Below are 24,690 nucleotides of genomic sequence, written 5' to 3'. Positions count from 1 at the left end.
GCCATGCAGATGGTTAGCTCTAGAGGTTTTCGAGGAGCTCCAAGGCTTGGTCGAAGTCGTAGGATTGGGCTTGTTGCATCACTCGATTCAACTGCTCGGCCACTCGTGGGCCTGATGCCAGTCCTTGCAGGGTGTGCAAGGCGCTCAGGGCCTGGGCGTCGCTTTCGGCCAGCAGGTCGCGGACGTGGGCCAGTTGGGTGTGCCATTCGCTGCCCGGTGGAGGCGCGTCGACGGCGGGTGCCTCGTTCAGCGAAGACAAGCCGGCCAGCAGCGGGGTCAGGTGCTGTTCGACGGTCGTCAGGCGTTCGGCCAGGTCCTGTTCGCTGGCACCTTCCAGGCACGCTTGCTCCAGGGCGCCGGCAGCTTGGGCCAGGGCGCTGGCGCCGATGTTGCCGGCGGTGCCGCGCAAGGTGTGGGCGAGTCGCGCTGGCGCCGATGAATCGGCCTGGTTGCGCGCGGCGTGGAATTCGGCGGCAAAGCCTTGTTGGCTGGCGTGGAATTTAGCCAGCAGGCGCAGGTAGAGGTCGGTCTTGCCCATGCAGGTGGCGAGGCCGGCGTGCAGGTCGATCCCGGGCAGGCTGGCGGGCAGGCTCGTGGTGGTTGCGCTGGCTGGGGCCACCTCGGCCGCAGGCGTACCGCGCCCTGGGCGCGGGTGTATCCACTTGGCCAGGGTGGCGAACATCTCGTCGATGTTCAGCGGTTTGCTGATGTGGTCGTTCATGCCGCAGGCCAGCGCCCGCTCGCGGTCCCCGGCCATGGCGTCGGCGGTCATGGCGATCACCGGCAGGTCGGCCCAGCGCGATTGCTCGCGGATTTTGCCGGTGGCGGTGTAGCCGTCCATCACTGGCATCTGGCAGTCCATCAGTACGCCATCGAAGTCTGAGTCACGCTGCAACTGTTCCAGCGCTTCGGCGCCGTGGACGGCCAGGCACAGTTCGATCCCGGCGCTCTCCAGCAACTCACACGCCAGCTCGCGGTTCAGTTCATTGTCTTCCACCAGCAGCACCCGGGCGCCCCGCAGGCTGGCGATGGCGCTGGCGCTCTGGCCGGAGCGCTCGCTGGCCCGGGTGTCGACCTGGGGCGCCTTGCCGAGCACCGTACCCAGCGCTTCGAGCAGGGTCGAGGGGGTCACCGGCTTGGTCAGCACCACCGGCAATTGAATGCCGTTGCGGCTGGCTTCTTCGCGGGCTTCCTCGCGGCCAAAGGCGGTGACCATGATCACCGAAGGGGTTTGTGCCAATTGGGCAGCATGCATCTGCAGCACTGCCTCCACCCCATCCATGCCGGGCATGCGCCAGTCCATCAGCACCAGGTCGTAGGGCAGCTTCCGGGCTTCGGCGTCCACCAGCATGGCCAGGGCCGCCCGGCCGCTCTGCGCGACGTCGACTTCCACGCCAAAACTGCGGGCCATGGTCGAGAGGATTTCCCGCGCGCTGGCGTTGTCGTCGACCACCAGCACCCGGCTGCCAAGCAGTTCATCGGCAGTCAGCATGCGCCGCACATGGCTCTCGCGCTGCAGCCCCAGGCTCACCTCGAAGTGAAAGGTCGAGCCCTGACCCGGCTCGCTTTCGACCCAGATGTCGCCCCCCATCAGCTCCACCAGATGCCGGGAAATGGCCAGGCCCAGGCCGGTGCCGCCGTATTTGCGGGTGGTGGAGCTGTCTGCCTGGCTGAAGGGCTGGAACAGGCGCGAGCACTGCTCGGCGCTCATGCCGATGCCGCTGTCACGCACCCAGAAATGCAGCTGCGCCTGGTCTGCGGTTGCACTGCGCAGCTCCACGCCCAGCACGATCTCGCCGTGCTCGGTGAACTTGGTCGCATTGTTGCCCAGGTTGACCAGCACCTGGCCCAGGCGCAACGGATCGCCGATCAACGCGGTGGGCAGTTCGACGGCGGTACTGAACAGCAGCTCCAGACCTTTGTCCTCGGCCTTGAGGCCAATCATGTTGGCGAAGCCGTCGAGCACGTCTTCGAGGTGGAAGGGAATCTGTTCCAGGTGCATCTTGCCGGCCTCGATCCTGGAGAAGTCGAGGATGTCGTTGATGATCCCCAGCAGGCTTTCCGCCGAGCGATGGACCTTTTCGATGTAGTTGCGCTGGCGGTGGTCGAGCTCGGTGCGCAAGGCCAGGTGGCTCATGCCGATGATGGCGTTCATCGGGGTGCGGATCTCGTGGCTCATGGTCGCCAGGAAGTCGCTCTTGGCCCGGGTCGCCTCTTCTGCCGCTTCCCGCGCGCGCTGCACCTGGGCCTCGGCGAGCTTGCGGTCGGTGATGTCGAAGTACCAGTTGGCCCCCATGCCCCGCTCCCCCTGGCTCAGGGTCACGGTCGACACCAGCACCTCGAAGCGCTCACCGTCGGTGCGCTGCAGGCTGGCCTCGAAGTTGAGCACCGCCCCTTGCGCCGCCGCGGCGAGAAAGCGCTGGTGGGCCTCGGGCTCGACCCAGAACTGACTCAGGTCGCTGCCCTGCAGTTGCTCGAACTGGCTGGCGAACAAGCGGTCGAACTGCGGGTTGCTGTAGGTCGGACGGCCATCGGCGTCTTTGATCAGCATGGCCACCGGGCTGCTGTCGAGGACCGCGCGCAACTGGATCTCGCTGGCCTTGAGCGCCGCCTGCAGTTGCCGGCGCTCGCTGACATCGCGCACCGAGGCGCACACGCACAGGCCGCTCCCTTCCAGGCTCGGCAAGCGTGACAGGCTGATCTCGGCGGAAAACAGGCTGCCGTCCTTGCGCACGCCTTGCAGGTCTTCGAGGTTGGCGCCCATCTGCCGGGTGTCGCCCTGGGCCATGAAGCCGTCGCGCAGCGCCACGTGACGTCCGCGACTGGCCTGTGGCACCAGGCGTTCGATGGCCGCGCCGATCAACTCGCCGGGGGCGTAGCCGAACAGTTGATCCAGCTGACGGTTGGTCCTGAGGATATGCCCGCCATCGTCCACCACCAGCATGCCGTCGGGCGCCGCGTCGATGATGCCGCGATACCAGGCTTCGGTCGCGCGCAGTGCCCCTTGCTGGGCTTCCAGCGCCTGGGCCTGTGCCTCCAGTTGCAGCGCCTGTTGCGCCACTTCGCTGGCCTGGCGCCGGGTTTGCGCCAGCAGGGTCTTGACCGCCTCGTTACGCTCCATGATCGCCATGGCCGCGGCCAGTCGTGGCGTGGCCTCCTGCAACAGCAGCCATTGGCGCTCGTCCAACGGTTGCAGGCTGGCCAACTCGAACACCCCCAGCAGGCGCTCGCCATGCACGATCGGTTGCAGCAACAGGCAACTGGCCGCCACCTCCCCCAGCGGTGAGTGCAACCGCCAGTATTGCGGCGGCAACGTCTGCAACTGCCGCGCCTGGCGATCCACCGCACACTGGCCCAACAGGCCGTCGCCGAAGGGCACGTGATCCTTGGGCGGGTGCTCGGAATCGGTGGCGTAACCGCCCATCAGCAGCAGCGTGTCAGCGTCCTCCGGGGCGCTGTACAGCACCGCCTGGCAGATGCCGTGCAGGCTGGCGATGTGCTGCAGGAATACCTGCGCCAGTTCGTCCGGGGTGTCGGCCTGCTGCAAGTCGGCCTGCAACTGGGCGGTATGGCCTTTGATCCAGCGCTGGCGCTCCAGTTGCTGGGACTCGGTCTGCAGTTGGGCAATGGCCCGTGCCAGGTCCCCGGTTTCGTTGTTCAGGTCCGTGTGGGGAATCGGCTGGTCGAGCTGCCCGGCGGCCAGTTGATCCACCGCCACCCGTACCCGATTCAGCGGGTTGCGGATCGACTGGCTGGCCAGCCACGACAACAGCAACGCCAGCGACAAGCCACCGAACAACAGGATGTAGGTCAGCAAGGTGCTGCGTTCGGCGTACTCGACAATGTCCTTGGCCGTGTCGCGAATCGAGGCTTCCTTGATTTGTGCGATGCCGTACAGGTGGCTGTCGGCCTGCCGGGCGATTCTCTGGAATTCGCTGCTGTTGAGCAGCATCAACGCCTGGTTCTGCCGGCCCTGGTCGATCAAGGCAAACGCCTGTTCGCTGTAGCGCTGCAACTGTTGCAGCATCAGGTCGATCTCGGCCAGGCGCGCGAGGTTCTCCGGGCGCATGAGGGTGACCTTGGCCTGGGCCAGCGCCAGTTGCAGGCGTTGCCGGGTGTCAGCCAACTGCTGCAGGGCTTCGACGCGGATCTGCGCGCTGTCGGTGCCCACGGCACGCTGCAGGATTTGCATCAGATGGGGCAGTTGCACCCGCGCTTCATGCAGGTGCTCCATGCCGACCAGTTCCTGCAGATAGAGGTTTTGCATGTCGTGCTTCAGCGATTGCTGAGTGCGCAGGCTTTGCACGCCGAGCACCAGCACCAACAGCAGCAACGCGGCGAATCCCAGGAGCAGTTTGTGCAGCAGCGTGAGACGCTCGAGCAGGGTGCGAAATCCAGCCATTACCTATCCTCGTGAACCTGATCGAAAAAGCCCCGCTCTCGCGGGTTCAAGGCGTCTGCCCACTACGTTGCAGGGCTGCCAACTGGACGGCCATGTCCTGGTCGGTGTCGGCGAAACGCTGGGCGACCCCCTGGAACTGTTCCTTGCAGGCCAGGAAGGCATCGCAGATGTCCGGGTCGAAGTGGCTGCCGCGGCCCTGCGTGATGATCTCGACCGCCTGCTCATGGGGCATCCCCGCCTTGTAGACCCGCCGGCTGATGAGCGCGTCATAGACGTCGGCCACCGCCATCAACCGGGCGCTGATGGGGATAGCGTCCGCCACCAGCCCCTCGGGGTAGCCGCTGCCGTCCCATTTTTCCTGGTGGCTGTAGGCAATCTCCTTGGCCAGGATGAGGAAGTCGGCGCGTATGCCCAACTGGTCCTCGGCGTGCTGGATGGCGTCACGCCCAAGGGTGGTATGGGTCTTCATGATCTCGAATTCTTCCGGGGTAAAACGACCCGGCTTGAGCAGGATATGGTCGGGAATGCCGACCTTGCCGATGTCGTGCAGGGGCGCCGACTTGAACAGCAGTTCGATGGTCGCGGCGCTGAGAAAGTGGCGGAAACGCGGGTGATCCTGCAGGTACTCGGCCAGCACCTTGACGTAGTGCTGGGTGCGGCGGATGTGGTTGCCGGTTTCGTTGTCGCGCGTCTCCGCCAGGGAGGCCATGGCCTGGATCGCCACGTCCTGGATGGCGATGACCTCGCGGGTGCGACGCTGCACTTCCTGTTCCAGATAGTCGTTGTGATCGCGCAGGAAGTCGGCCGCCGCCTTGAGCTTGAGTTGGGTATCGACCCGCGCCAGCACCAGTGCCGGCCTGATCGGCTTGGTGATGTAGTCCACCGCGCCCAGCTCCAGGCCAAGGATTTCGTCCTCGGTGCCGGCCATGGCGGTGAGGAAAATGATCGGAATCTCCCGGGTACGGGGATCATCCTTGAGTCGCCTGGCCACTTGATGCCCAGACAGCCCAGGCATCATCACGTCCAGCAGGATCAGGTCCGGCAGCGAGTCGCCCTGGAGCAGGCGCAAGGCTTTTTCGCCGCTATTGGCGACCTTGACCCGGTAGCGATCCTTGAGCAGGTCGGTCATCAGCAACAGGTTGTCGGGGGTGTCGTCGACCACCAGCAAGGTCGGCCCCGTGTATTGACTCGGTTGGCTATTCATCGCAGACCGCCCCCTGTACCAGACATTGGCATCCCCAGGCGGCATTTCCAGCCCGGCGCTGGAAAGCGTAGTTGCAGTTATGCGCGATTGCCGAACCGTTTCACGCAGGAAACAACCGGAGTTTCCTGGCAGTTTTTCAGGCTTTGCTACTATTAGCGGACGGCCTCGACACCGACGCCTGCGGCTTGCACAGTCGGCTGACACTTCCCCGGTTTTGATTCACCCCTCTCAACCTGCCTGAGCCCATGGAGTTGCAATGCGCATTCCATTCATTTACGCGTTATCAGCCGTCCTTTTTGTCAGTGCAGCGGCCAGCCAGGCACAAAGCGTGGATACAGCCGCCAGCCCTCCTGCCAGCAGCGCCGCTGCGGCACCGGCCACCGCGCCAGCCAAGGACCCGGTGTTTACCCAGGAGCAATTGGACCAGATGCTGGCGCCCATTGCCCTGTACCCGGACCCACTGCTGGCCCAACTGCTGATGGCCAGCACCTACCCCGGGGAAATCGCGGAGGCGGTGACCTGGTCCAAGGCTCACCCGGACGCCAAGGGCGATGACGCGGTCAAACAGGTGGCGAGCCAGCCGTGGGACCCGAGCGTGCAGGCGCTGGTCGCGTTTCCCCAGGTCATGGTGACCCTGGGACAGGATCCGGTCTGGGTCCAACGCCTGGGGGATGCCTTCCTGGCTCAGCCCGACGATGTCATGGAAGGCGTGCAACGCTTGCGTCGTCAGGCACAGACCGCCGGCAACCTGCAGAGCAACCAGTACCAGAACGTCACGGTCCAGGCCGCAGCGCCAGCGCCGGCCGCCAGCACCAGCAGCTCCGCGCCCGCCCCGGCCAGCAGCACCTCGACCATCATCATCCAGCCCGCCGACCCGCAGGTGGTGTACGTCCCCACCTATAACCCGACCACCACTTACGGCACCTGGCCCTACCCGGCTTCGCCGCCGGTCTACTATCCGCCGCCACCCGCTTACTACCCGGGTTCGGCCCTGATGGCCGGGCTGGCGTTCGGTACCGGTGTGGCGATCGTCGGGGCGTTGTGGGGCGAATGTGACTGGGACGATAACGACATCGACATCGACGTTGATCGCTACAACAACATCAATGCCAACAACCGCATCACCAACAATCAGAACAAGTGGCAGCACAACGCCGCGCACCGCAATGGCGTGCCCTATCGCGACAACCGCAGCCGCCAGCAATACGGTCGCCAACTGGACGGTGCCACTCAGCGTGAGGCCTACCGCGGGGACAATGCCCAGCGCGCCCAGGCGCGGGAAAAAGCCCGCACGTCGATGGACAAGCACGGTATCGAACGCCCCGCCACCAGCAACCGCGAAGCCCGTGACCGGGTGCGCGACGCCCAGTCCGGCGCCACGGCGGGCAACCGCATGCAGGCCGGTAACGAGCGGCCCCGCACCACGGACCGAAGCCAGGGCACGCCCAGGACCACCCGCGACAATCAGCAGCCGAGGCAGCAGAACCCGCAGGTCAACCAGCGCGACCAGCGTCCCGCACAAGCACGGCAAAGTACGCAAAAACGCCCGGCCGCGACCCATCAGACCGGCGCGCGCAACAATGCCTTTGCCGGCGCGCGCTCACCGTCCCAGGTCAACGCCCAAGCCAATCGTGGCCGTGCCAGCCAAGTTTCCGCGCAGCGCCCCAGCGCCTCGCGAGCCGCAGGCCATCAAGTCAGTCGACCATCCAGCGCACCCGCGCGCCAACGGGGGAGCCGTCGTTGAATAACCATCCTCGCATCAAGCCATTTACCGGCCGGCTCCTGCACGCCCTGGCACTGACTGCCGGCCTGGCGTGGTCGTGCCTGGCCAGCGCGCAGCAGGAATTTGCCACACCGGAACAGGCCGCCCAGTCATTCGTCGAGGCGCTGGGCAGCAAACACGCCGATCACGAACGCCTGACGGCGTTGCTGGGCAACGAATGGCGCAGTTTCATCCCACGCGAAGGCACCGAGCGCCAGGACGTCGATGCCTTCATCAAGCAGTACCACGAACAGCATCAGATCGAGAAAACCGGCGACGACAAGGCACTGCTGTCGGTGGGCAGCAACCATTGGACGCTGCCGATTCCCCTGGTCAAAAGCGCCAACGGTTGGCGCTTCGACATCAAGGCCGGCAGTGCCGAAATCCGGGCTCGGCGCATCGGCCGCAACGAACTCTCCGCCGTGCAGGCGGCGCTGGCCTATCACGATGCGCAGATGGAATATGCGTCAATCGATCGCGACGGCGATGGCGCCCTGGAGTATGCGCAGAACCTCTTCAGCACCCCGGGCCAGCACGACGGGCTCTATTGGGCAGACGATGACAGCGGTCAGATCAGCCCGCTGGGCCCCGCGTTCGGCAAGACCGTCGGCGGCGAGGACTGGCACGGTTATCACTTCCGCATCCTGCATGGCCAGGGGCCTTCGGCACCGGGTGGGGCCTACAGCTACCTGATCGGCGACAAGATGAGCCGGGGTTTTGCCCTGATCGCCTGGCCGGCGAAATACGCCGACACCGGGGTGATGAGTTTCATGATCAGCCATGACGGCCAGGTGTTCGAAAAAGACCTGGGGCCGGACAGTGAGAAGCTGGCCCAGGGGATGACCCTCTTTGACCCGGATGACAGCTGGAAGGAGGTCAGTGCGGAGCAAGATTAACGCGCTTAGCGGCCTGGTCCGGTGTCGTCAACGTCCCCCCCGCTGGGGCCGGGCGCAACATCAGTGCCGCGCCTCACTCCTCCTCTCTCAACGCGATGATCCGCCCGGATTTTTCGGCGGCCAGCAGCGTCCCATGGTCGGCGTCATTCTGATCGGCATAGGCGATGGCAAATTTGCCGATGGCCTGGTCGAAGGAGTCGGTCTTGCCCAGGTAACCACTGATGAGCGCCGCATCGCCGGATTTGGCGTGGGCGCGCGCCAGGGTCAGGCCGCACCACTGGGCGTACATTTTCATCCGCGCGGCGGATATGCCTTCGATGGGCGCGGACATTTTCATGTCGCGTAGCTGGCGTACAAAAAAACAGCGACCATTCTGGCTGCGGGTCCAGCCCAGGAAAATGTCGCTGGAGGACTGCATCAGGCGCTGCCCGGTGACCACCCGCTGGCCCTGGTTGTCGTAGTTGCTCTTGCCGGCATAGGGCGCCAGGACCGAGGGACAGGCCTCCTTGAACTGCAGGAGCAACGGGTGATTTTCCGCAGAAAAGAACAGACCGACAAAACAGTAGGTGCCGACGCTCCCAATGCCCACCGCCTTGACCGCAATGTCTTCCAGGCGGTATCGATCGAACAGCACGCGCCGTTCATGGGGCAGTGACAGTCGGTAGTCCTGCAGCGCCAGATGGACGTTGCGCCGGAATCCCTTTTCATTCACATGAAACAGGATCGGCGGCTGATCGATCAGGCGCCGCCGCCCTCCCACTTCACCGCTGATCTTGGGGTAGAGGTAATCGCCGACCCGCATCCTGGCCTTGGCGACCACCTGCTCGCGGATTTTCTTGATTTGCGCATTGGGCGCCATGTCGATGATGGTTTGCGCGTCCAGGCGGTCATACCAGACATCCAGCGGGTTCATCTTGGAGAACCTGCGCAGATTCTCGCGGTAGGCACCCACGCAGCCGGCGGCGATGGCTCGCGCCTCTTTGTCGCCCAGGTCGTTGTCGCGCGCGGCCACGGCAAAGCTGATGGCCAGGCGTTTGACATCCCACTCCCAGGGCGCGGGCAGGGTTTCGTCGAAGTCGTTGATGTCAAAGATCAGGTTGCGCTCAGGGGTGGCGAACAAACCGAAGTTCATCAGGTGGCAATCGCCACAGGCCTGGACCTGGATACCGGTTGTCGGGGTCGCCGCCAGGTCATGGGCCATCAACCCGGCAGAGCCGCGCAGAAAGGTGAAGGGACTGCGCAGCATGCGGCCGTAGCGCACCGGCACCAGGTTGGGCAGTCGATAGCGGTTGGATTCTTCGAGCAGCTCGATGGCGTCCCGCTGCTTGCGCACGGGCTTCCACTGGGCGTGTTGCCCATGGGGCAGACGCTCGCGCAACAACGCGCCGGCGTACAACCGTTCTTTGCGCGACTGAAAGACCCGTTCGTCTCTGGTGTCTTCCGACGGCTCTGGGTTGCGGGCCTCAGGCCGGTTTTTTGGCGGGGGCATGTCCGCTCCTCTGCTCAACGAAGTCTGATTCGCTTGGGCACAGGACCTGGCAATTCGACTGTTCCGTCAGCCCGCAGAAAACCGGTGCGGTGGTAGGCTGGAAAGCGCCAAAGCTAATGGTTCAAGCGTAGCAGCTCTTATCCTCGGTGCTGCATGGTGGGGACACATTCAACAGGTAGCCCTTCGCAGTAGCGACAACGAAGCGACAGGACGGCTCAGATCTCACCGACGTCACCACTTGGAACGTGGGCGCTGCCGTGTGTGGAACACGCCAAGAACTTGAAGGCGATCACCGCGTATTCGATAGGGATCAGATAGGACCAGTTGGGCACCGCCCATTCACGTGTGTTTCTGACCCGGCCTTTACGGCCCATGGCTGGAAGCCGGGCCAGTTTGTCGACGCTGGCGAAGACAGCATCGGAAAAGTCGTTGGCAGCCTTGGGATTTTCAAGGGCAATGTAGCTAGCTTCGTCTTCCACGTTCTTGAGGGCTCTTTCCAGCCACTCAACCCGCACTGTTGCTCCAGCGGCGAGCGCGCATCGCTGCTACCTGGTCATCGGTGGCAAATTTGCCCTCGTCTGCTTCTTTTACCGCCAATTCGATCTGTGCAGTCAGCGCGCGCTCATGCGCGATGTAATCGCGAAGAACGTCCATAGCCAGATAGCTCGCGCTTTGCCCGTTGGTCTTGGCCAGATCGGCGAGGGAGTTTGATAGGTCTTCCGGCAGGATCAGGGATATCCCGGTCATGGCAGCCTCGATGGTGGACATTTGTTGGGCATCTTACACCGTCAACTGCTGGCTTGAAGCCGCAGACCGCCGAGAGGTGTATCTCGAAGTGAATCTGCTCCCTCTTTGCCTGACGGGCGAACGTGACGCCTTGGCATCACGTTCGCTCGGCACTCAGTGCGGGGCGCGGACGATGGTCTTGAGCAGGTCCGCCGGGCTGATGTGCCCGACCACCTGCTGCTGTACACCGCTACCCGGCTGCGGCAGGTCGAGGATGTGGCCCTTGATCTTGCCGACCACGTGCATCTCGCAGGGTTTGCAATCGAACTTCAGGGTCAGCACTTCGTCGCCGTGGATCAGTTGCATCGGCGCGACCTTGGTGCGCACGCCGGTGACGCCCTTGGCCTGTTTCGGGCACAGGTTGAAGGAGAACCGCAGGCAATGCTTGGTGATCATCACCGGCACCTCGCCGGTCTCCTCGTGGGCCTCGAAGGCCGCGTCGATCAGCTTGACCCCATGGCGATGATAGAAGTCCCGGGCTTTCTGGTTGTAGACGTTGGCCAGGAACGACAGGTGGGACTCCGGGTACACCGGCGGCGGGCTCGTCTCGGCCTTGCGTCCACCCCTGGGGTGGGCGTTGACCCGGGCGGCGGTCAGGGCGTCGATGACGTCGCGGCGCGCCGCCTTGAGCTGGGAGTTGGGGATGAAGTAGGCCTGGGGCGCATCCAGCTTGATCGCTGCCGCGTGGTACTGGGTGGTGCCCAGTTGACCGAGCAGGTCGCGCAGTTGCTCCAGGGCCTGCTCAGGTTTGTTGGCGACGCCGAACGGGCCTTCGAGGGCGACGCTGGCACTGATGCCCTCCTCGCTGGTGGCCGTCAGTTCCAGGCGTTCCTCACGCAGGTGCACGTTCCAGTCAACACCCACCCGGCGCTCGGCGGAGGTCTTGAGCAGGGCTTGCTGCCAGTTGTGGTCCAGGTTGCGGTTCAGCGGGTGATTTGGCCGGACCTTGTACAAGTCCGCAGGCATCTCGTTGGGCTCGACGCGGTAGCGGTAGCGCTTCTCGCCGTCCTCCTCGAACTCGCCCTTGGCCTCGGCGATGTTGGCGCGAAAGCCCACCACTTCGCGCTTGATCAGCACGTTGAGGCCGTCGCCGTTGGACAGCGGCTCCTGGGTGACCACCTGCAAGTCGCGCTTGCCGACTTTTTCGACGATGCCCACCGGCAGGCCGGTAAAGGTCGGCGTGTCGAAGGCGCCAATGTCGATCTTGCGGTCGCTGACGAAGTAGTCGGTGCTGCCACGGTGGAAGGTCTTTTCCGGGTCCGGCAGGAAGAAGTGCGCGGTGCGGCCGCTGGAGGCGCGGGCCAGGTCCGGGCGGTCTTCGAGCACATCATCCAGGCGCTGGCGGTAGTAGGCCGTGATGTTCTTCACGTAGCCCATGTCCTTGTAGCGCCCCTCGATCTTGAACGAGCGCACGCCGGCTTCCACCAGGGCGCGGATGTTGGCGCTCTGGTTGTTGTCCTTCATCGACAGCAAATGCTTCTCGAAGGCGACCACACGACCCTGGTCGTCCTTGAGGGTGTACGGCAGGCGGCAGGCCTGGGAGCAGTCGCCCCGGTTGGCGCTGCGACCGTTCTGCGCATGGGAGATGTTGCACTGGCCGGAAAAGGCCACGCACAAGGCGCCATGGATGAAGAACTCGATCGCCGCGTCAGTCTCGTCGGCAATCGCGCGGATCTCTTGCAGGTTCAGCTCGCGCGCCAGCACCAGTTGGGAGAAACCTGCCTGGTCGAGGAACTTCGCCCGGGCCAGGGTGCGGATGTCGGTCTGGGTGCTGGCGTGCAGCTCGATCGGCGGGATATCCAGCTCCATCACCCCCAGGTCCTGGACGATCAGCGCGTCGACGCCGGCGTCGTAGAGCTGATGGATCAGCTTGCGGGCCGGCTCCAGCTCGTTGTCGTGCAGGATGGTGTTGATGGTGGTGAACACCCGGGCATGGTAGCGCCGGGCAAATTCCACCAGGCCTGCGATTTCGCTCACTTCGTTGCAGGCGTTGTGCCGCGCACCAAAGCTTGGGCCACCGATGTACACGGCGTCGGCGCCATGCAGAATGGCCTCGCGGGCAATGGCGACATCGCGGGCGGGGCTGAGTAATTCCAGATGATGTTTAGGCAGGGACATATTTTTTTAGTCGACTTGTCACGGTAGGTGCGCATTGTAGCGGCGAATCACCTGGGCGGCACCCGTGCGCTGCCCGGTGGCGGCCATTGCCTGGGCAAGGCCGCCGTCCGAACCCGCCGACTCAGGCCTTGGCGGCCATCGCGGTGACTTCCACGCGCATGCCTTCAACGGCCAGGGCGGCCACGCCCACGGCGGCGCGGACCGGCCATGGCTTGGCGAAGAAGCGCTGGTAGACCTGGTTGAACGCGGCGCGGTCGGCCATGTCGGTGAGGTAGATGGTCAGGTGCAGCACCCGGTCCATGGAACTGCCGGCCTTCTCCAGTGCGACTTTCAGCGCCTGCAAGGTGCACTCGCTCTGCGCCACGATATCGCCCAGCTCCAGGCTGCCGTCGGCGCGGGTAGGAATCTGGGTCGAGACCAGCAGGCCAGCGAAACCGGCAACGTCGGAAGAGATCGAATCGGCGTCCGGATCGGGAATGAAGGTCAGGTCTTGATTAGCCATGGGGTGCTCCTGCATGAGGGGATAAAAGTCCCGCAGTCTACCGCCCCCGCTGGAAAAAAATCCCAGGCACGGAAAAAACCGCGTCACGGCCCAGGCCGGCGCAGCAGATTTTACGAGACAGATTGCTTTGGAAAATGGCAGGGGCGGCTGGATTCGAACCAACGCATGGCAGGATCAAAACCTGCTGCCTTACCGCTTGGCGACGCCCCTGTAGATGTAGCGACGAGTGCTGGGCACTCACTTGCTGAACCCTTGCACCACGATGACCGTGTAATGGCCAGTGCAAGAATGCGCGGAAATTTACCAAGTTTGTTCGAGTCTGGGAAGCTTTTTTTTAACAAATTTGTTTGAAAACAGCTACTTGCTCATAAGTCATGGCGGTTACCGGCCCTGCGGGGCAGTTTTCTCCCGCTTTTGCTCGGCCAGACTTGCACTTGGCGACAGTCAGCTAAGCTTTGAGCAGCTCATTGCACACGATGCTCATGCTGCAGGTTTGGGGTTTTCTGGAGAGCGTCTGCAACGGCTAGTCAGACTGCCCACCTCCTTGCTGCAGGATTTGTCGTGATGACCGAGCCTCTCTTAAGCTTCGAAGCACTCAAGCGCGCCGCTGCCAATGGCGAAATCGATACCGTGCTGGTGTGCATGGTCGACATGCAGGGCCGTCTGGTGGGCAAGCGCTTCCAGGTCGAGTTCTTCATCGACAGCGGCCACGAAGAAACCCACTGCTGCAATTACCTGCTGGCCGACGACATCGACATGGAGCCGGTGCCCGGGTACGCGGCCGCCAGCTGGAGCAAAGGCTACGGCGACTTTGTGCTCAAGCCCGACATGAGCACCCTGCGCCGCGTGCCGTGGCTGGAATGCACGGCCCTGGTGCTGTGCGACGTGCTCGACCATCACCACCGCCAGGACCTGCCCCACAGCCCGCGGGCAATCCTCAAGAAACAGGTCGAACGCCTGTGCCAGCGCGGCTACACCGGCATGTTCGCCTCGGAACTGGAGTTCTACCTGTTCGACGAGAGCTACGAGGCCATCCACCAGCGCAACTACCACCAGCCGAAAACCGCCGGGCACTACATCGAGGACTACAACATCCTGCAGACCACCCGCGAGGAGCCGGTGCTGCGGGCGATCCGCAAACACCTGCAGGCCTCGGGTATCCCCGTGGAAAACTCCAAGGGCGAATGGGGGCCAGGGCAGGAAGAGATCAACATCCGCTACGCCGATGCCCTGACCATGGCCGACCACCACGTCATCATCAAGCACGCCTGCAAGGAGATCGCCCAACTGCAGGGCAAGGCGATCACCTTCATGGCCAAGTGGCGCTACGACGCCGCGGGCTCCAGCAGCCACATCCACAATTCGCTGTGGGACAAGAACGGCAAGAAGCCGCTGTTCTTCGAGGCCAAGGCCGAGTTCGGCATGTCAAAACTGATGCGTGCCTGGGTGGCCGGGCAGCTCAAGTACGCCAACGACATCACCTGTTTTCTCGCGCCCTACATCAACTCCTATAAGCGCTTCCAGGCCGGTACCTTTGCACCCACGCGAGCCGTCTGGAGCCTGGACAATCGCACCGCCGGCTTTCGCCTGTGCGCCGAGGGCAGCAAATCGATCCGCATCGAATGCCGGATCGGCGGGGCCGACCTCAACCCCTACCTGGCCTTCGCCGCCCTGATTGCCGCGGGCCTGGCCGGGATCGACGAGCAGCTCGAACTGGCCCCGCCCTTCGAGGGCGATGCCTATGTCGACAGCCATTTGCCGGAAGTCTCCAAGACCCTGCGCGAGGCCTGCGCCGCACTCAAGGGCTCGGGCATGTTGCGCGAAGCGTTTGGTGACGACGTGATCGACCATTACGTGCACACCGCCGAATGGGAGCAGAAAGAGTACGACCGACGGGTCACCGACTGGGAACTGCAGCGCGGCTTCGAGCGCTATTGAGACCGCCATGACTTCCACTATCCAGCTGATTTCCCCGGTCGATGGCCGGGTCTATGCCGAGCGCCAGCGCGCCGATGCCGGGCAGATCGAACAGGCCCTGGCCAGCGCCGCCAGCGCCCAGGCACTGTGGAAGCGCCGCCCGCTGGATGAACGTGCGGCGCTGTGCAGCGCCGCCGTCGACGCGATGCTGGCGATGCAGGCCGAGATCGTCCCGGAGCTGGCCTGGCAGATGGGCCGCCCGGTACGTTTTGGCGCGGGTGAGCTGCGCGGCTTTGCCGAACGGGCCCGGCACATGATCGCGCTGGCGCCGCAGGCATTGGCGGCGGTCGAGCCTGAACCGATCGCCGGGTTTCGCCGCTGGATCAGTCGCGAGCCACTGGGTGTGGTGCTGGTGGTCGCGCCCTGGAACTACCCCTACCTCACCGCCGTAAACAGCATTATTCCGGCGCTGATGGCGGGCAACAGCGTGATCCTCAAGCACGCCTCGCAAACCCTGCTGGTGGGCGAGCGTTTTGCCCAGGCCTTTCGCCGCGCCAATCTGCCCGAAGGGCTGTTCCACAACCTGCTGCTCAGCCACCTGGATACCGCGCAGATGATCGCTGGCGGCCGGGTGCAACGGGTCAACTTCACCGGTTCCGTGGGCGGCGGCAAGGACATGCAGCGGGCGGCCGTCGATACCTTCATCGGCGTCGGCCTGGAGCTCGGCGGCAAGGACCCGGCCTACGTGCGCGCGGACGCCAACCTCGACCACGCGGTGGAGAACCTGGTGGACGGCAGCTTCTTCAACTCCGGGCAAAGCTGCTGCGCCGTCGAGCGCATCTATGTCGCTGCCAGCCTCTACCCCGCCTTTGTCGAACGGTTTGTCGCCCTGACCCGCCAGTACGTGCTGGGCAACCCGCTGGACCCCGCCACCACGCTGGGCCCGATGGTCACGCCACAGGCCGCGGATTTTGTCCGCGGGCAAATCGCCCAGGCCCTGGCCCAGGGTGGCCGGGCCTTGATCAACCCCGAGGATTTCCCCGCCGACGTGCCAGGCAGCGCTTACCTCGCGCCCCAGGTCCTGGTGGACGTCAGCCATCGGATGGCGGTGATGCGCGACGAAAGTTTTGGCCCGGTGGTCGGCATCATGCCGGTCTGCAGCGACGACGAGGCCATCGCCCTGATCAACGACAGCCCGTTCGGCCTCAGCGCCTCGATCTGGACCCAGGACCTGGCCGCTGCCGAACAACTGGGCCACGCGATCGACACCGGCACCCTGTTCATGAACCGCTGCGATTACCTGGACCCGGCCCTGGCCTGGACCGGGGTCAAAGACAGCGGGCGCGGCGTCACCCTGTCGAGCCTGGGCTATGAGCACCTGACCCGCGCCAAATCCTTTCATCTGCGCCACGAGATCTGAACCATGAGCCTGACGGGAAACTGGAACTACCCCACCAGCGTACGCTTCGGTGTCGGGCGCATCGCCGAGCTGGCCGACGTCTGCCGCAGCCAGGGCATCCAGCGCCCATTGCTGGTCACCGACAGCGGCCTGGCCCGGGCGCCGATTACGCTCGCAGCGCTCGACGCCTTGCGCGCGGCGGGCCTCGGCGTGGCGCTGTTCAGCGACCTCAAGCCCAACCCGGTGGAAGCCAATCTGGCCGGTGGGTTGCAGGCCTGGCGCACCGGCCAGCACGATGGGGTGATCGCCTTCGGCGGCGGCAGTGGCCTGGACATGGGCAAGCTCATCGCCTTCATGAGTGGCCAGAGCCGGCCGGTCTGGGATTTCGAAGACATCGGCGACTACTGGACCCGCGCCGACGCCAGCCGCATCGCCCCGATCATTGCCGTGCCCACCACCGCCGGGACCGGTTCGGAAGTCGGCCGGGCGGCGGTGATCATCGATGAACGCAGCCACACCAAGCGCATCATTTTCCACCCGAAAATGATGCCACGGGTGGTCATCAGCGACCCGGCCCTGAGTGTCGGCATGCCGGCCAAGGTCACCGCCGGTACCGGCATGGATGCGTTTGCCCACTGCCTGGAAGCCTACTGCGCCCCTGGCTTCCACCCCATGGCCGACGGCATTGCGGTAGAAGGCATGCGCCTGGTGGCCGGGGCCCTGGTCCGCGCTGTGCGCACCCCGGCGGACCTCGAAGCGCGGGCCAACATGCTCGCGGCCGCCGCCATGGGCGCCACCGCCTTCCAGAAAGGCCTGGGCGGCATGCACGCGCTGTCGCACCCGGTGGGAGCGCTGTACGACACCCACCACGGCATGACCAACGCCACGTTCATGCCCTATGTCCTGGCGTTCAACCGCCCGGCCATCGAGGAACGCATCACCCGCCTGGCCGCCTACCTGGGCCTGCCCTCCCCCGGGTTCGACAGCTTCCTGGCGTTCGTCCTCAAGTTGCGCAAGGACATCGATGTGCCCCATACCCTGGTCGAACTGGGGGTGGACGATCGCCAGGCCGACCTGATCGCCGACATGGCCGTGGTCGACCCCTGCGCGGGGGGCAATCCGCTGCCCCTGACCCGCGAGGGTGCGGCGCAGATATTCGCCGCGGCCTACCACGGCCGCCTCTAGAGCAATCACCTGGCCCTGGCCCGAGCGCGGGCCGGGACAGGGTTTACCCAGCAGTCACAGGAGCAGTACGACAAGGGGTTGAAAGCCATGCCATCCGGTGCTGTCAGCGCGGGTGGACGCGTATCAAAACCTGAAGGGGCACCGACATGAAACCCGCCAGCCAGTCCGACACCAGCACCCCCCATGACGACGACGTCAAGATGCTGCACAACATGGGCTACGCCCAGCAGCTCTCGCGACGAATGGGGGTGTTCTCTAACTTCGCGATTTCCTTTTCGATCATCTGCATCCTCTCCGGCGGCATCAACTCCCTGGCCCAGGGCACCTCGGGGGCGGGCGGTGCGGCGATTGGCATCGGCTGGCCGATTGGCTGCCTGATCTCCGGGGTGTTCGCCCTGGCCATGGCGCAGATTTCCTCGGCCTACCCCACCGCAGGCGGGCTGTATCACTGGGGCTCGATCCTGGGCAACCGCTTCACCGGCTGGCTGACCGCCTGGTTCAATCTACTGGGGCTGGTGACCGTGCTCGGCGCCATCAACGTCGGCACCTACTACTTCTTTTTCGGCGCCTTCGGACCGGCGCTCGGCATGGAGGACACCACCACGGTCAGGGTGATTTTCCTGGCGCTCCTCACCGGCCTCCAGGCCCTGTGCAACCACCTGGGCATTGGCCTGACGGCACGGCTCACTGACTTTTCCGGCTACCTGATCTTCACCACGGCCCTGGCGCTGACGATCGTTTGCCTGGTCTCGGCGCCCAGCTATGAGTTCGCCCGGCTGTGGACCTTCGGCAACTATTCCGGGGCGGCCGGCGGCAGCGTCTGGCCTGAAGTGTCGAATACCTGGATCTTCATGCTCGGCCTGCTCTTGCCGATCTACACCATCACCGGCTACGACGCCTCCGCGCACACCTCCGAAGAGACCCGCAACGCGGCCATGTCGGTGCCCCGGGGCATGGTGATGTCAGTGGTCTGGTCGTTGTTGTTCGGCTGGGTCATGTTGTGCTCGTTCGTGCTGCTGTTGCCGAGCCTGGACGAAGCGGCGAAACAGGGCTGGAACGTGTTTTTCTGGGCCATGGACACCCAGGTCAATCCCAACGTCAAACTCGCGCTGTACGTGGCGATTTTCATTTCCCAGGTGCTCTGCGGACTGGCCACCGTGACCTCGGTGTCACGCATGATCTTCGCCTTCTCCCGGGATGGCGGCCTGCCCTTCTCGAGAACCCTGGCCGCTGTCTCGCCGACCTTTCGCAGCCCGGTCGCCGCGATCTGGACCGGCGCCACCCTGGCGGTGCTGTTCGACTGGGGCTCGTCGGTGATCTCGATCGGCGCCACCCCGGTCTACACCATCGTGGTCTCCTGCACGGTGATCTTCCTGTTCTTCTCCTTCATCATCCCGATCGTGCTCGGCCTGATTACCTACGGCACCGCGAAGTGGCCGACCATGGGCCCCTGGAACATGGGACGGGGCTGGTACTCGCTGTTTGCCATTGCGTCGATCATCTCGATGGCGGTGATCTTCATCATCGGCATCCAGCCACCGAACGATTGGGCGCTGTACATCACCATCGGCTTCCTGATCCTCACCGCCATCGTCTGGTTCGGCTTCGAAGCCCGACGCTTCCAGGGCCCACCGATCGGCGACATGATCAGCAAACGCCAGGCGCAAATCGCTGAGGCCGAAGCGGCGCTGAACAAAACAACGGGAAGTTAAGCCGGGCAAGTCACCGTGGGAGCGAGTCTGCTCGCGATGGCGGTGTGTCAGGCGCCATCGATGTTGAATGGGCCGGCCTCATCGCGAGCAAGCTCGCTCCCAGAGTGTTTTTGCCTGCCAACAGATCTCGCGCACACCCACAATGACATCCCAAAGAAATTATCCAGCCAGGACAAGCAGGCCGGCCGGCAGGCTGAGCGAAGGTGCAGCGAAGCAAACCGGAGGCGATGCCCCCGGATGGATACCGTAGCGAGGGGCCGAACGCCTGGGGCAAGCGCTTTTTTGGTGGGCCTGTCTCCTGGCCGCTGACCACCCGACAGGGGGATGAGTGACATCCTCGGGGGCTTCATGAACCCCCAAGGATGTAGGTGAATGCGCGATGACAACCATCAAGGCGTGACCTGATACCCCTTGCCCTGCAGGCAACTGGTATAGGCGGTGGAACTGGTCGAAGCGCTGGTCTTTTCCTGCTCCCGGCGCTCCTGCCGTTGCCGCGAGCCCCCCACTACCACGCCCGCCGCTGCGGTCTGCTTGGCGCGGTCTTGACGATAGTCCTGCTTCACATCGTCGTCGACCCGGTCGTAGATCTCGTCGTGCTGATTGCCGCGCACCGCGGCCCCCGTCGCACCGGCCGCGGCCCCCACGGCGGCGCCGCGCAGGCGCCCCCCGGACGTCGAGTTGGTGCTCGCGCTCTGGCTGGCCGCCACGTTATGGCATTCACTGATATCGAGCTGGGTTTGCTGCGCGCTTTGGCCTTTTGTCGGCACCACCGTTTCCGCCCATCCCTGGGTGCAGGCAATCGACAAGGCAGCGCACAGGCTAATGGATGACAACCTTCTCATGATGAACTCCCACAGGCCGTTGCACCGGCTCGGTGCAGTCAATCCAGTGTAGATCACCCACGGTTACTCTCCTAAACCACCGGCCGCTGCGGCACTACCGCCAGGGCCGTCGACCTGGCCAGCAGGTAGTAAAGGATGCCCGGCACCAGCAGCCCGACGATCCAGGAAATGTCCACCCCACCCAACTGCGCGACCATCGGCCCGGAATAGAAGTGAGTGTCGACAAACGGCAACTGGATCAACACGCCAATCACGTAGACGCTGATGCCCAGCACGTTCCAGCGCCCGTAGCGGCCTGCGGGGTCGGACAGGGCCGGGATGTCGTAGCGCTCCTTGTTGATGAAGTAGTAATCCACCAGGTTGATCGCGCTCCAGGGGGTGAAGAAGGTCAGCAGGAACAGGATGAAATACTTGAACGCGTTGAGGAACGAGTACTGCCCCAGCAGCGCCAGCGTGGTGGACGCCGCGACAATCAACAGCACGAACACCATGCGGTGCCGGGCCGTCAGCTGCAGGCCACTGCGAAAACCACTGATGATGGTGGCCACGCACATGAAGCTGCCGTAGGCGTTGAGGGTCGAGACGGTGACCTTGCCGAGCACCACGCTCAAATACAGCAAGGAGGCGATCACGCCGGTACTGCCCAGGCCGACGATGGTCGCCACCTCGTGCCCACGAAAACCGGCCCCCGCCAACGCCACGGCGAACACCCCCAGGACCATCGACGCCTGGGCGCCGAGCACGGTTCCCAGGCCGACGGCGGTGAAGGTTTTCCAGGACGAGGTGTTGCTCGGCAGGTAGCGCGAATAGTCCGCCACGTAGGGACCAAAGGCGATCTGCCAGGAGGCCGACAGCGACACCGCCAACAGAAAAGTGCCCCAGGCAAAGTGGCGGTTCTCCAGGAGCAGGCCGATGTCATTGAGGGTCAGCAGCCGGGTGAACAGGTACACAAAGGCAATGATCCCCAGCACACTCGCCACCTTGCCCACCAGGTGGATCACCCGATAGCCGAGGATCGTCAGAAAGGCGATGCACGCGGCAAAGATCAGGATCCCGGCGCTGTCGCTCACATGGATCAACTGGGCAATCGCCTGCCCCGACAGCACCGCGCCCGTGGCGCTGAACCCCAGGTACATCAGGCACACCAGGACAATCGGGATGGCCGCGCCATAGACCCCGAACTGCACCCGGCTGGAGATCATCTGCGGCAGGCCCAGCTTCGGCCCTTGCGCCGCATGCAGGGCGACCACCGCCCCGCCCAGCACCTGGCCGAGCAACAGGCCGATCAGCGACCAGAAGACGTCGCCACCCAGCACCACCGCCAGGGCCCCGGTGACAATCGCGGTAATCTGCAGGTTAGCCCCCAGCCACAGGGTGAACTGGCTGTAGAGGCTGCCATGGCGTTCGGATTCGGGGATGTAGTCGATCGAGCGGATCTCGATCAGTGGATTGCGCTTGGAACTCTCGATGACCTGGGTCATGAACGGCTTTTCCTTGAAGGAACGGACACTGTTGTTGTTATTGCGGCGTCGACTCAGAACGCCTTGCTGGCACTGACCACGACGGTGGCCGTGCACAGGTCGTCATAGCCATACCAACTGGCACACTCGCTTTTTTTCAGGTTGGTGTCGACATAGCTCAGGCCCCAGGTCACGCCGACGAACTCCCGACTGAGCTTGGCCTCCCATTCGTTGTAGGCCGAGCGCCCGTTGCCGTTGGTGGCCAGGAAGGCTTCATCCTTGGTGTCGTTGCGCCCCAGGCGCAGGTCCAGGCTCAGCTCGGCCGGCAACACCAGGGTGTAGCCCAGGTAGGCATACAGGGTGTCCTGGTCTTCGCCAAACACATTGGGCGTGTCGTTGGAGTAATAGGCCCCCACCTTGACCCCATACAGGTCAAGGATGGCGTAGACCTCACTGAGGTTGAATTGGCCCTCCTTCGGGTAGTCGTACTTGACGTAGCCCAGGTCCAGGCTGATGGCATCGCTGGCCTGCCAGAAGTAACCGGCGTAGTACTCCACTTCCTGGCGGGTCTTGTAGTCATAACCAAAGTCCACATTCGAGGTCCAGGCGCCCAGGTACAGGCCGCTGCTGTGCTGCAGCGTGGCGCCGAACTGCAGCGCCGGGTCGCCAAGGGTCTGGGAGATACCACGGCTGCGGTAGTCGCTGACAGCGGTCAGGCTCATGTCCAGGCTGAAGTCATCGTTGAGGGGCAACGCCTGGCTGGTGATGGGCAACAGGACCAGGCTGGCCAGGGCAAAGCGTGAGAGTGCGTTCATGGAAAACCCTTGTTGTTATGAGTGTGCGGGTTATTGCAGGCACGGCGTTGCCGGCGCCTTGTGCTGCAAGGCGCCCGGCGGTTTGCGGGATCGCTGGGTGGAGGGATGACGCGGGTCAGGACGCGGGGGCGTAGACCTGCTTGCCGGCGAAAAAGGTCTTCAGGACCCGGGTGTCGAACAACTCGTCGTCAGAGACCTTGAACACATCGCGGTCGAGAATGATCAGGTCGGCCTGCTTGCCCGGCGCCAGCGAGCCGATCTGTTGCTCCAGACGCAGAGTCTTGGCGGCGTTGAGGGTATAGGCGTAGAACATGCTCTGGCGATCGAGGCTCTCCTTGGCATTCAACACCCCCAGCGGGCCTTTTCGGGTACTGGCCTGGGCGATGGCGTTGAACGGATTGGGGCTGGACACCGGCCAGTCACTGCCACCGGCAATCACCGCGCCGGCGTTATGCAGCGAGCGGGCGGGATACTGGTAACCGTAGGCAAACGCACTGATGTAAGGCTTGACCAGTTCCACCGTGTACGACTCGCCAGTGGCCCACAGCAGTTGCATCGAGGCGATCACCCCCAGTTGCTTGAAGCGCGGGAACTCCTTGGGGTTGACCAGTTGCAGGTGCGCGATGCTATGGGGCACCGGCGTCGGGCTGAGTTTGCGCGCGTAGGCCACGCCATTCAGGGCTTCACGCACCGCACGGTCACCGACCGCATGCATGTGCAGGATCCAGCCGCGCTTTTCCGCCGCCACCACCAGTTCACCGAAATGCTCCGGGTCGATCAGCAACTGGCCATTTTTATGGCTGTTCTTGAAGGGCACGATGACGGCCGCCGTCTGCCCGGGAAACTCGAGAATGCCATCGGCAAACACCTTGATCCCGGGGAACGTCAGGTTGGGTACACCCTCGAACTGTTTCATCACCGTGGCCAGGACTTCCAGGTCCTGGGGACGGCTCTTCGGATTGGTCAGCATCAAGGCCGCGACGTGGGCACTGAGTTCGCCCTTTTCAGCCAGCGCGCGGTACAACGGCAGGACCCCGGTACTGTCGGCCGTTGCCTTGAAGTCGAACAGCGAATCGTCGCTCCCCGCATTCGCCGCGGCGTCCATCCAGGCAGTGACGCCATACTGGTTGTTGATTTTGACCGCCTCGCGGGCGGCCTTGAGCATGGTCTCCTGGCTCGGTGCAGGGATTTCGTTGCGGATTTTGTCCCAGCGCGATTCGGCGAAATAGCCGTTGGGGGTGAAGTCCGCCTCATGCCCGACAAAACTACGGTCCTGCTCCGACAGGCCTTTGACCAGCGCGGCATCGATCTTCAGGCGCTTGAGCATGGCGTTGTTGGCCCAGCCGGTATGGCCGTCGATACCGCTGAACACCAGCGGCTGATCGGCCCAGCGACCCTGATTGAAACGCTGGCCCATTTCGCGGGCTTTGTCCCAGTAGGCCGAACTGGTCCCGGCAATGCTGATCACGTCGCCGGCCCGGGCACGCCCGGCCTGGTCCTGCTCGATGATCCATTGTTCCAGCTCCGCCAGCGGCTTGACCTCGTCCTGCAGGTTGGCACCCATGCTGTCGAAGGCCGCTACCACCGGGTGGCTGTGGGTGTCGATCAGCCCCGGCATCAGCACCTTGCCCGCCAGGTCGATGCGTTGGGTATTGGCGTCGGCCAGGGCCTGGATCTCGGCGTCGCTGCCCACTTGCAGGATCTTGCCATCTTGCACCGCCACTGCCTGCGCCAGCGCCTGGCCGGGCTCTGCGGTGAACACCTTGCCGTTGAACAGCACCAGGTCAGCCGCGGCCATCGCCGGTACCGCCGTCAGGGCCAGCGCAGCGGCCAACAGGTTGGGAATCAATCGTTGCATCGGGACGCTCTCTTGTTGTTATCGGGCTGGCATCACCCTATAGAACACCAGCGCAGAACGGACCTCTACAAATGAGGGGGGGTACGCAGGACAACCCCAGACCCAACCCGTGGGAGCGGGCTTGCTCGCGATAGGCATAGGTATCTACACAACTGTGGTGCGACCAGGATGTTGGATTAGATCGAGTACATATCCATTTCTTCGGTAACGGCCTCCTATGGTTCCGCCTGACGTGAACTGCCCCCCAAAAGTAAGCAAAAGGCTCTTGCCCCACCACTTGGCACCTCGCTTAGGCTCGGTGTTCCCTCACTCCGGCTTGAATCCGTGGGCCGCCGCCACGCGC

16 protein-coding genes, 1 tRNA gene and 1 pseudogene are annotated in these 24,690 nt (G+C 64.1%); 6 read left to right on the top strand and 12 right to left on the bottom strand.

Going from position 1 to position 24,690, the window contains the following annotated elements; all coding sequences use genetic code 11:
* Positions 1-19 precede the first annotated feature (19 nt).
* Positions 20-4,402: a response regulator gene (locus tag H7995_RS21045; RefSeq protein WP_185818803.1), complete on the bottom strand. Its 4,383-nt coding sequence runs from the start codon at positions 4,400-4,402 to the stop codon at positions 20-22.
* A 46-nt stretch (positions 4,403-4,448) separates the two neighbouring features.
* Positions 4,449-5,606: a response regulator gene (locus H7995_RS21040; RefSeq protein WP_166588992.1), complete on the bottom strand. Its 1,158-nt coding sequence runs from the start codon at positions 5,604-5,606 to the stop codon at positions 4,449-4,451.
* A 256-nt stretch (positions 5,607-5,862) separates the two neighbouring features.
* Here H7995_RS21040 and H7995_RS21035 point away from each other — a divergent pair, with 256 nt between their 5' ends.
* Positions 5,863-7,350: a DUF3300 domain-containing protein gene (locus H7995_RS21035; protein WP_185818802.1), complete on the top strand. Its 1,488-nt coding sequence runs from the start codon at positions 5,863-5,865 to the stop codon at positions 7,348-7,350.
* A complete protein-coding gene (locus H7995_RS21030; RefSeq protein WP_371927777.1) occupies positions 7,347-8,264 on the top strand; it encodes a DUF2950 domain-containing protein in 918 nt (305 codons plus the stop codon). The genes H7995_RS21035 and H7995_RS21030 overlap by 4 nt, the downstream gene beginning before the upstream one ends.
* A gap of 73 nt (positions 8,265-8,337) precedes the next feature.
* Here H7995_RS21030 and H7995_RS21025 read toward each other — a convergent pair whose 3' ends face one another.
* The 6 genes and pseudogenes from H7995_RS21025 to H7995_RS21000 all read right to left on the bottom strand — a co-directional run bounded on the left by H7995_RS21025 (position 8,338) and on the right by H7995_RS21000 (position 13,369).
* On the bottom strand, positions 8,338-9,753 hold the full coding sequence (locus H7995_RS21025) for a DUF2252 domain-containing protein (protein ID WP_185818801.1): 1,416 nt from the start codon (positions 9,751-9,753) through the stop codon (positions 8,338-8,340).
* Between the two features lie 231 nt (positions 9,754-9,984).
* Positions 9,985-10,268: pseudogene (locus tag H7995_RS21020) on the bottom strand (type II toxin-antitoxin system RelE/ParE family toxin).
* Complete coding sequence (locus H7995_RS21015; protein ID WP_166589165.1) at positions 10,258-10,500, bottom strand: CopG family ribbon-helix-helix protein; 243 nt, start codon at positions 10,498-10,500, stop codon at positions 10,258-10,260. Before H7995_RS21015 ends, H7995_RS21020 begins: the two are co-directional and overlap by 11 nt.
* A 153-nt stretch (positions 10,501-10,653) precedes the next feature.
* Complete coding sequence (locus H7995_RS21010; RefSeq protein WP_182340941.1) at positions 10,654-12,657, bottom strand: peptidase U32 family protein; 2,004 nt, start codon at positions 12,655-12,657, stop codon at positions 10,654-10,656.
* 121 nt (positions 12,658-12,778) lie between these two features.
* Entirely contained in the window at positions 12,779-13,159 is a 381-nt protein-coding gene (locus tag H7995_RS21005) for a RidA family protein (RefSeq protein ID WP_166588996.1), read from the bottom strand.
* Positions 13,160-13,294: 135 nt separating this feature from the next.
* Positions 13,295-13,369: transfer RNA gene (locus tag H7995_RS21000), tRNA-Gln, on the bottom strand.
* Between the two features lie 354 nt (positions 13,370-13,723).
* On the opposite strand from H7995_RS21000, the gene H7995_RS20995 reads away from it, so the two are divergent.
* The 4 genes from H7995_RS20995 to H7995_RS20980 all read left to right on the top strand — a co-directional run bounded on the left by H7995_RS20995 (position 13,724) and on the right by H7995_RS20980 (position 19,372).
* Positions 13,724-15,097 carry a glutamine synthetase family protein gene (locus tag H7995_RS20995; RefSeq protein ID WP_185818800.1) on the top strand — a complete coding sequence of 458 codons (1,374 nt, stop codon included), beginning with the start codon at positions 13,724-13,726 and terminating at the stop codon, positions 15,095-15,097.
* 7 nt (positions 15,098-15,104) lie between these two features.
* Positions 15,105-16,496, top strand: coding sequence for an aldehyde dehydrogenase family protein (locus H7995_RS20990; protein WP_185818799.1), 1,392 nt, complete (start codon positions 15,105-15,107; stop codon positions 16,494-16,496).
* 3 nt (positions 16,497-16,499) lie between these two features.
* A complete protein-coding gene (locus tag H7995_RS20985; RefSeq protein ID WP_166588999.1) occupies positions 16,500-17,660 on the top strand; it encodes an iron-containing alcohol dehydrogenase in 1,161 nt (386 codons plus the stop codon).
* Between the two features lie 146 nt (positions 17,661-17,806).
* Positions 17,807-19,372, top strand: coding sequence for an amino acid permease (locus tag H7995_RS20980; protein WP_185818798.1), 1,566 nt, complete (start codon positions 17,807-17,809; stop codon positions 19,370-19,372).
* 389 nt (positions 19,373-19,761) lie between these two features.
* On the opposite strand, the gene H7995_RS20975 is transcribed toward H7995_RS20980, so the two are convergent.
* The 4 genes from H7995_RS20975 to H7995_RS20960 all read right to left on the bottom strand — a co-directional run bounded on the left by H7995_RS20975 (position 19,762) and on the right by H7995_RS20960 (position 24,347).
* A complete protein-coding gene (locus tag H7995_RS20975) occupies positions 19,762-20,214 on the bottom strand; it encodes a YMGG-like glycine zipper-containing protein (RefSeq protein ID WP_166589001.1) in 453 nt (150 codons plus the stop codon).
* A gap of 71 nt (positions 20,215-20,285) precedes the next feature.
* Positions 20,286-21,695, bottom strand: coding sequence for a purine-cytosine permease family protein (locus H7995_RS20970; RefSeq protein WP_166589002.1), 1,410 nt, complete (start codon positions 21,693-21,695; stop codon positions 20,286-20,288).
* 53 nt (positions 21,696-21,748) lie between these two features.
* Complete coding sequence (locus H7995_RS20965) at positions 21,749-22,489, bottom strand: TorF family putative porin (RefSeq protein WP_182340956.1); 741 nt, start codon at positions 22,487-22,489, stop codon at positions 21,749-21,751.
* A 115-nt stretch (positions 22,490-22,604) separates the two neighbouring features.
* Positions 22,605-24,347 carry an amidohydrolase gene (locus H7995_RS20960; RefSeq protein ID WP_166589004.1) on the bottom strand — a complete coding sequence of 581 codons (1,743 nt, stop codon included), beginning with the start codon at positions 24,345-24,347 and terminating at the stop codon, positions 22,605-22,607.
* Between the last annotated feature and the right edge of the window lie 343 nt (positions 24,348-24,690).

This window comes from Pseudomonas kielensis (genome assembly GCF_014236655.1).
Classification (GTDB): domain Bacteria; phylum Pseudomonadota; class Gammaproteobacteria; order Pseudomonadales; family Pseudomonadaceae; genus Aquipseudomonas; species Aquipseudomonas kielensis.
Note: the sequence above shows the minus strand (reverse complement) of the source record. Positions and strands in the feature narration are given on the sequence as shown.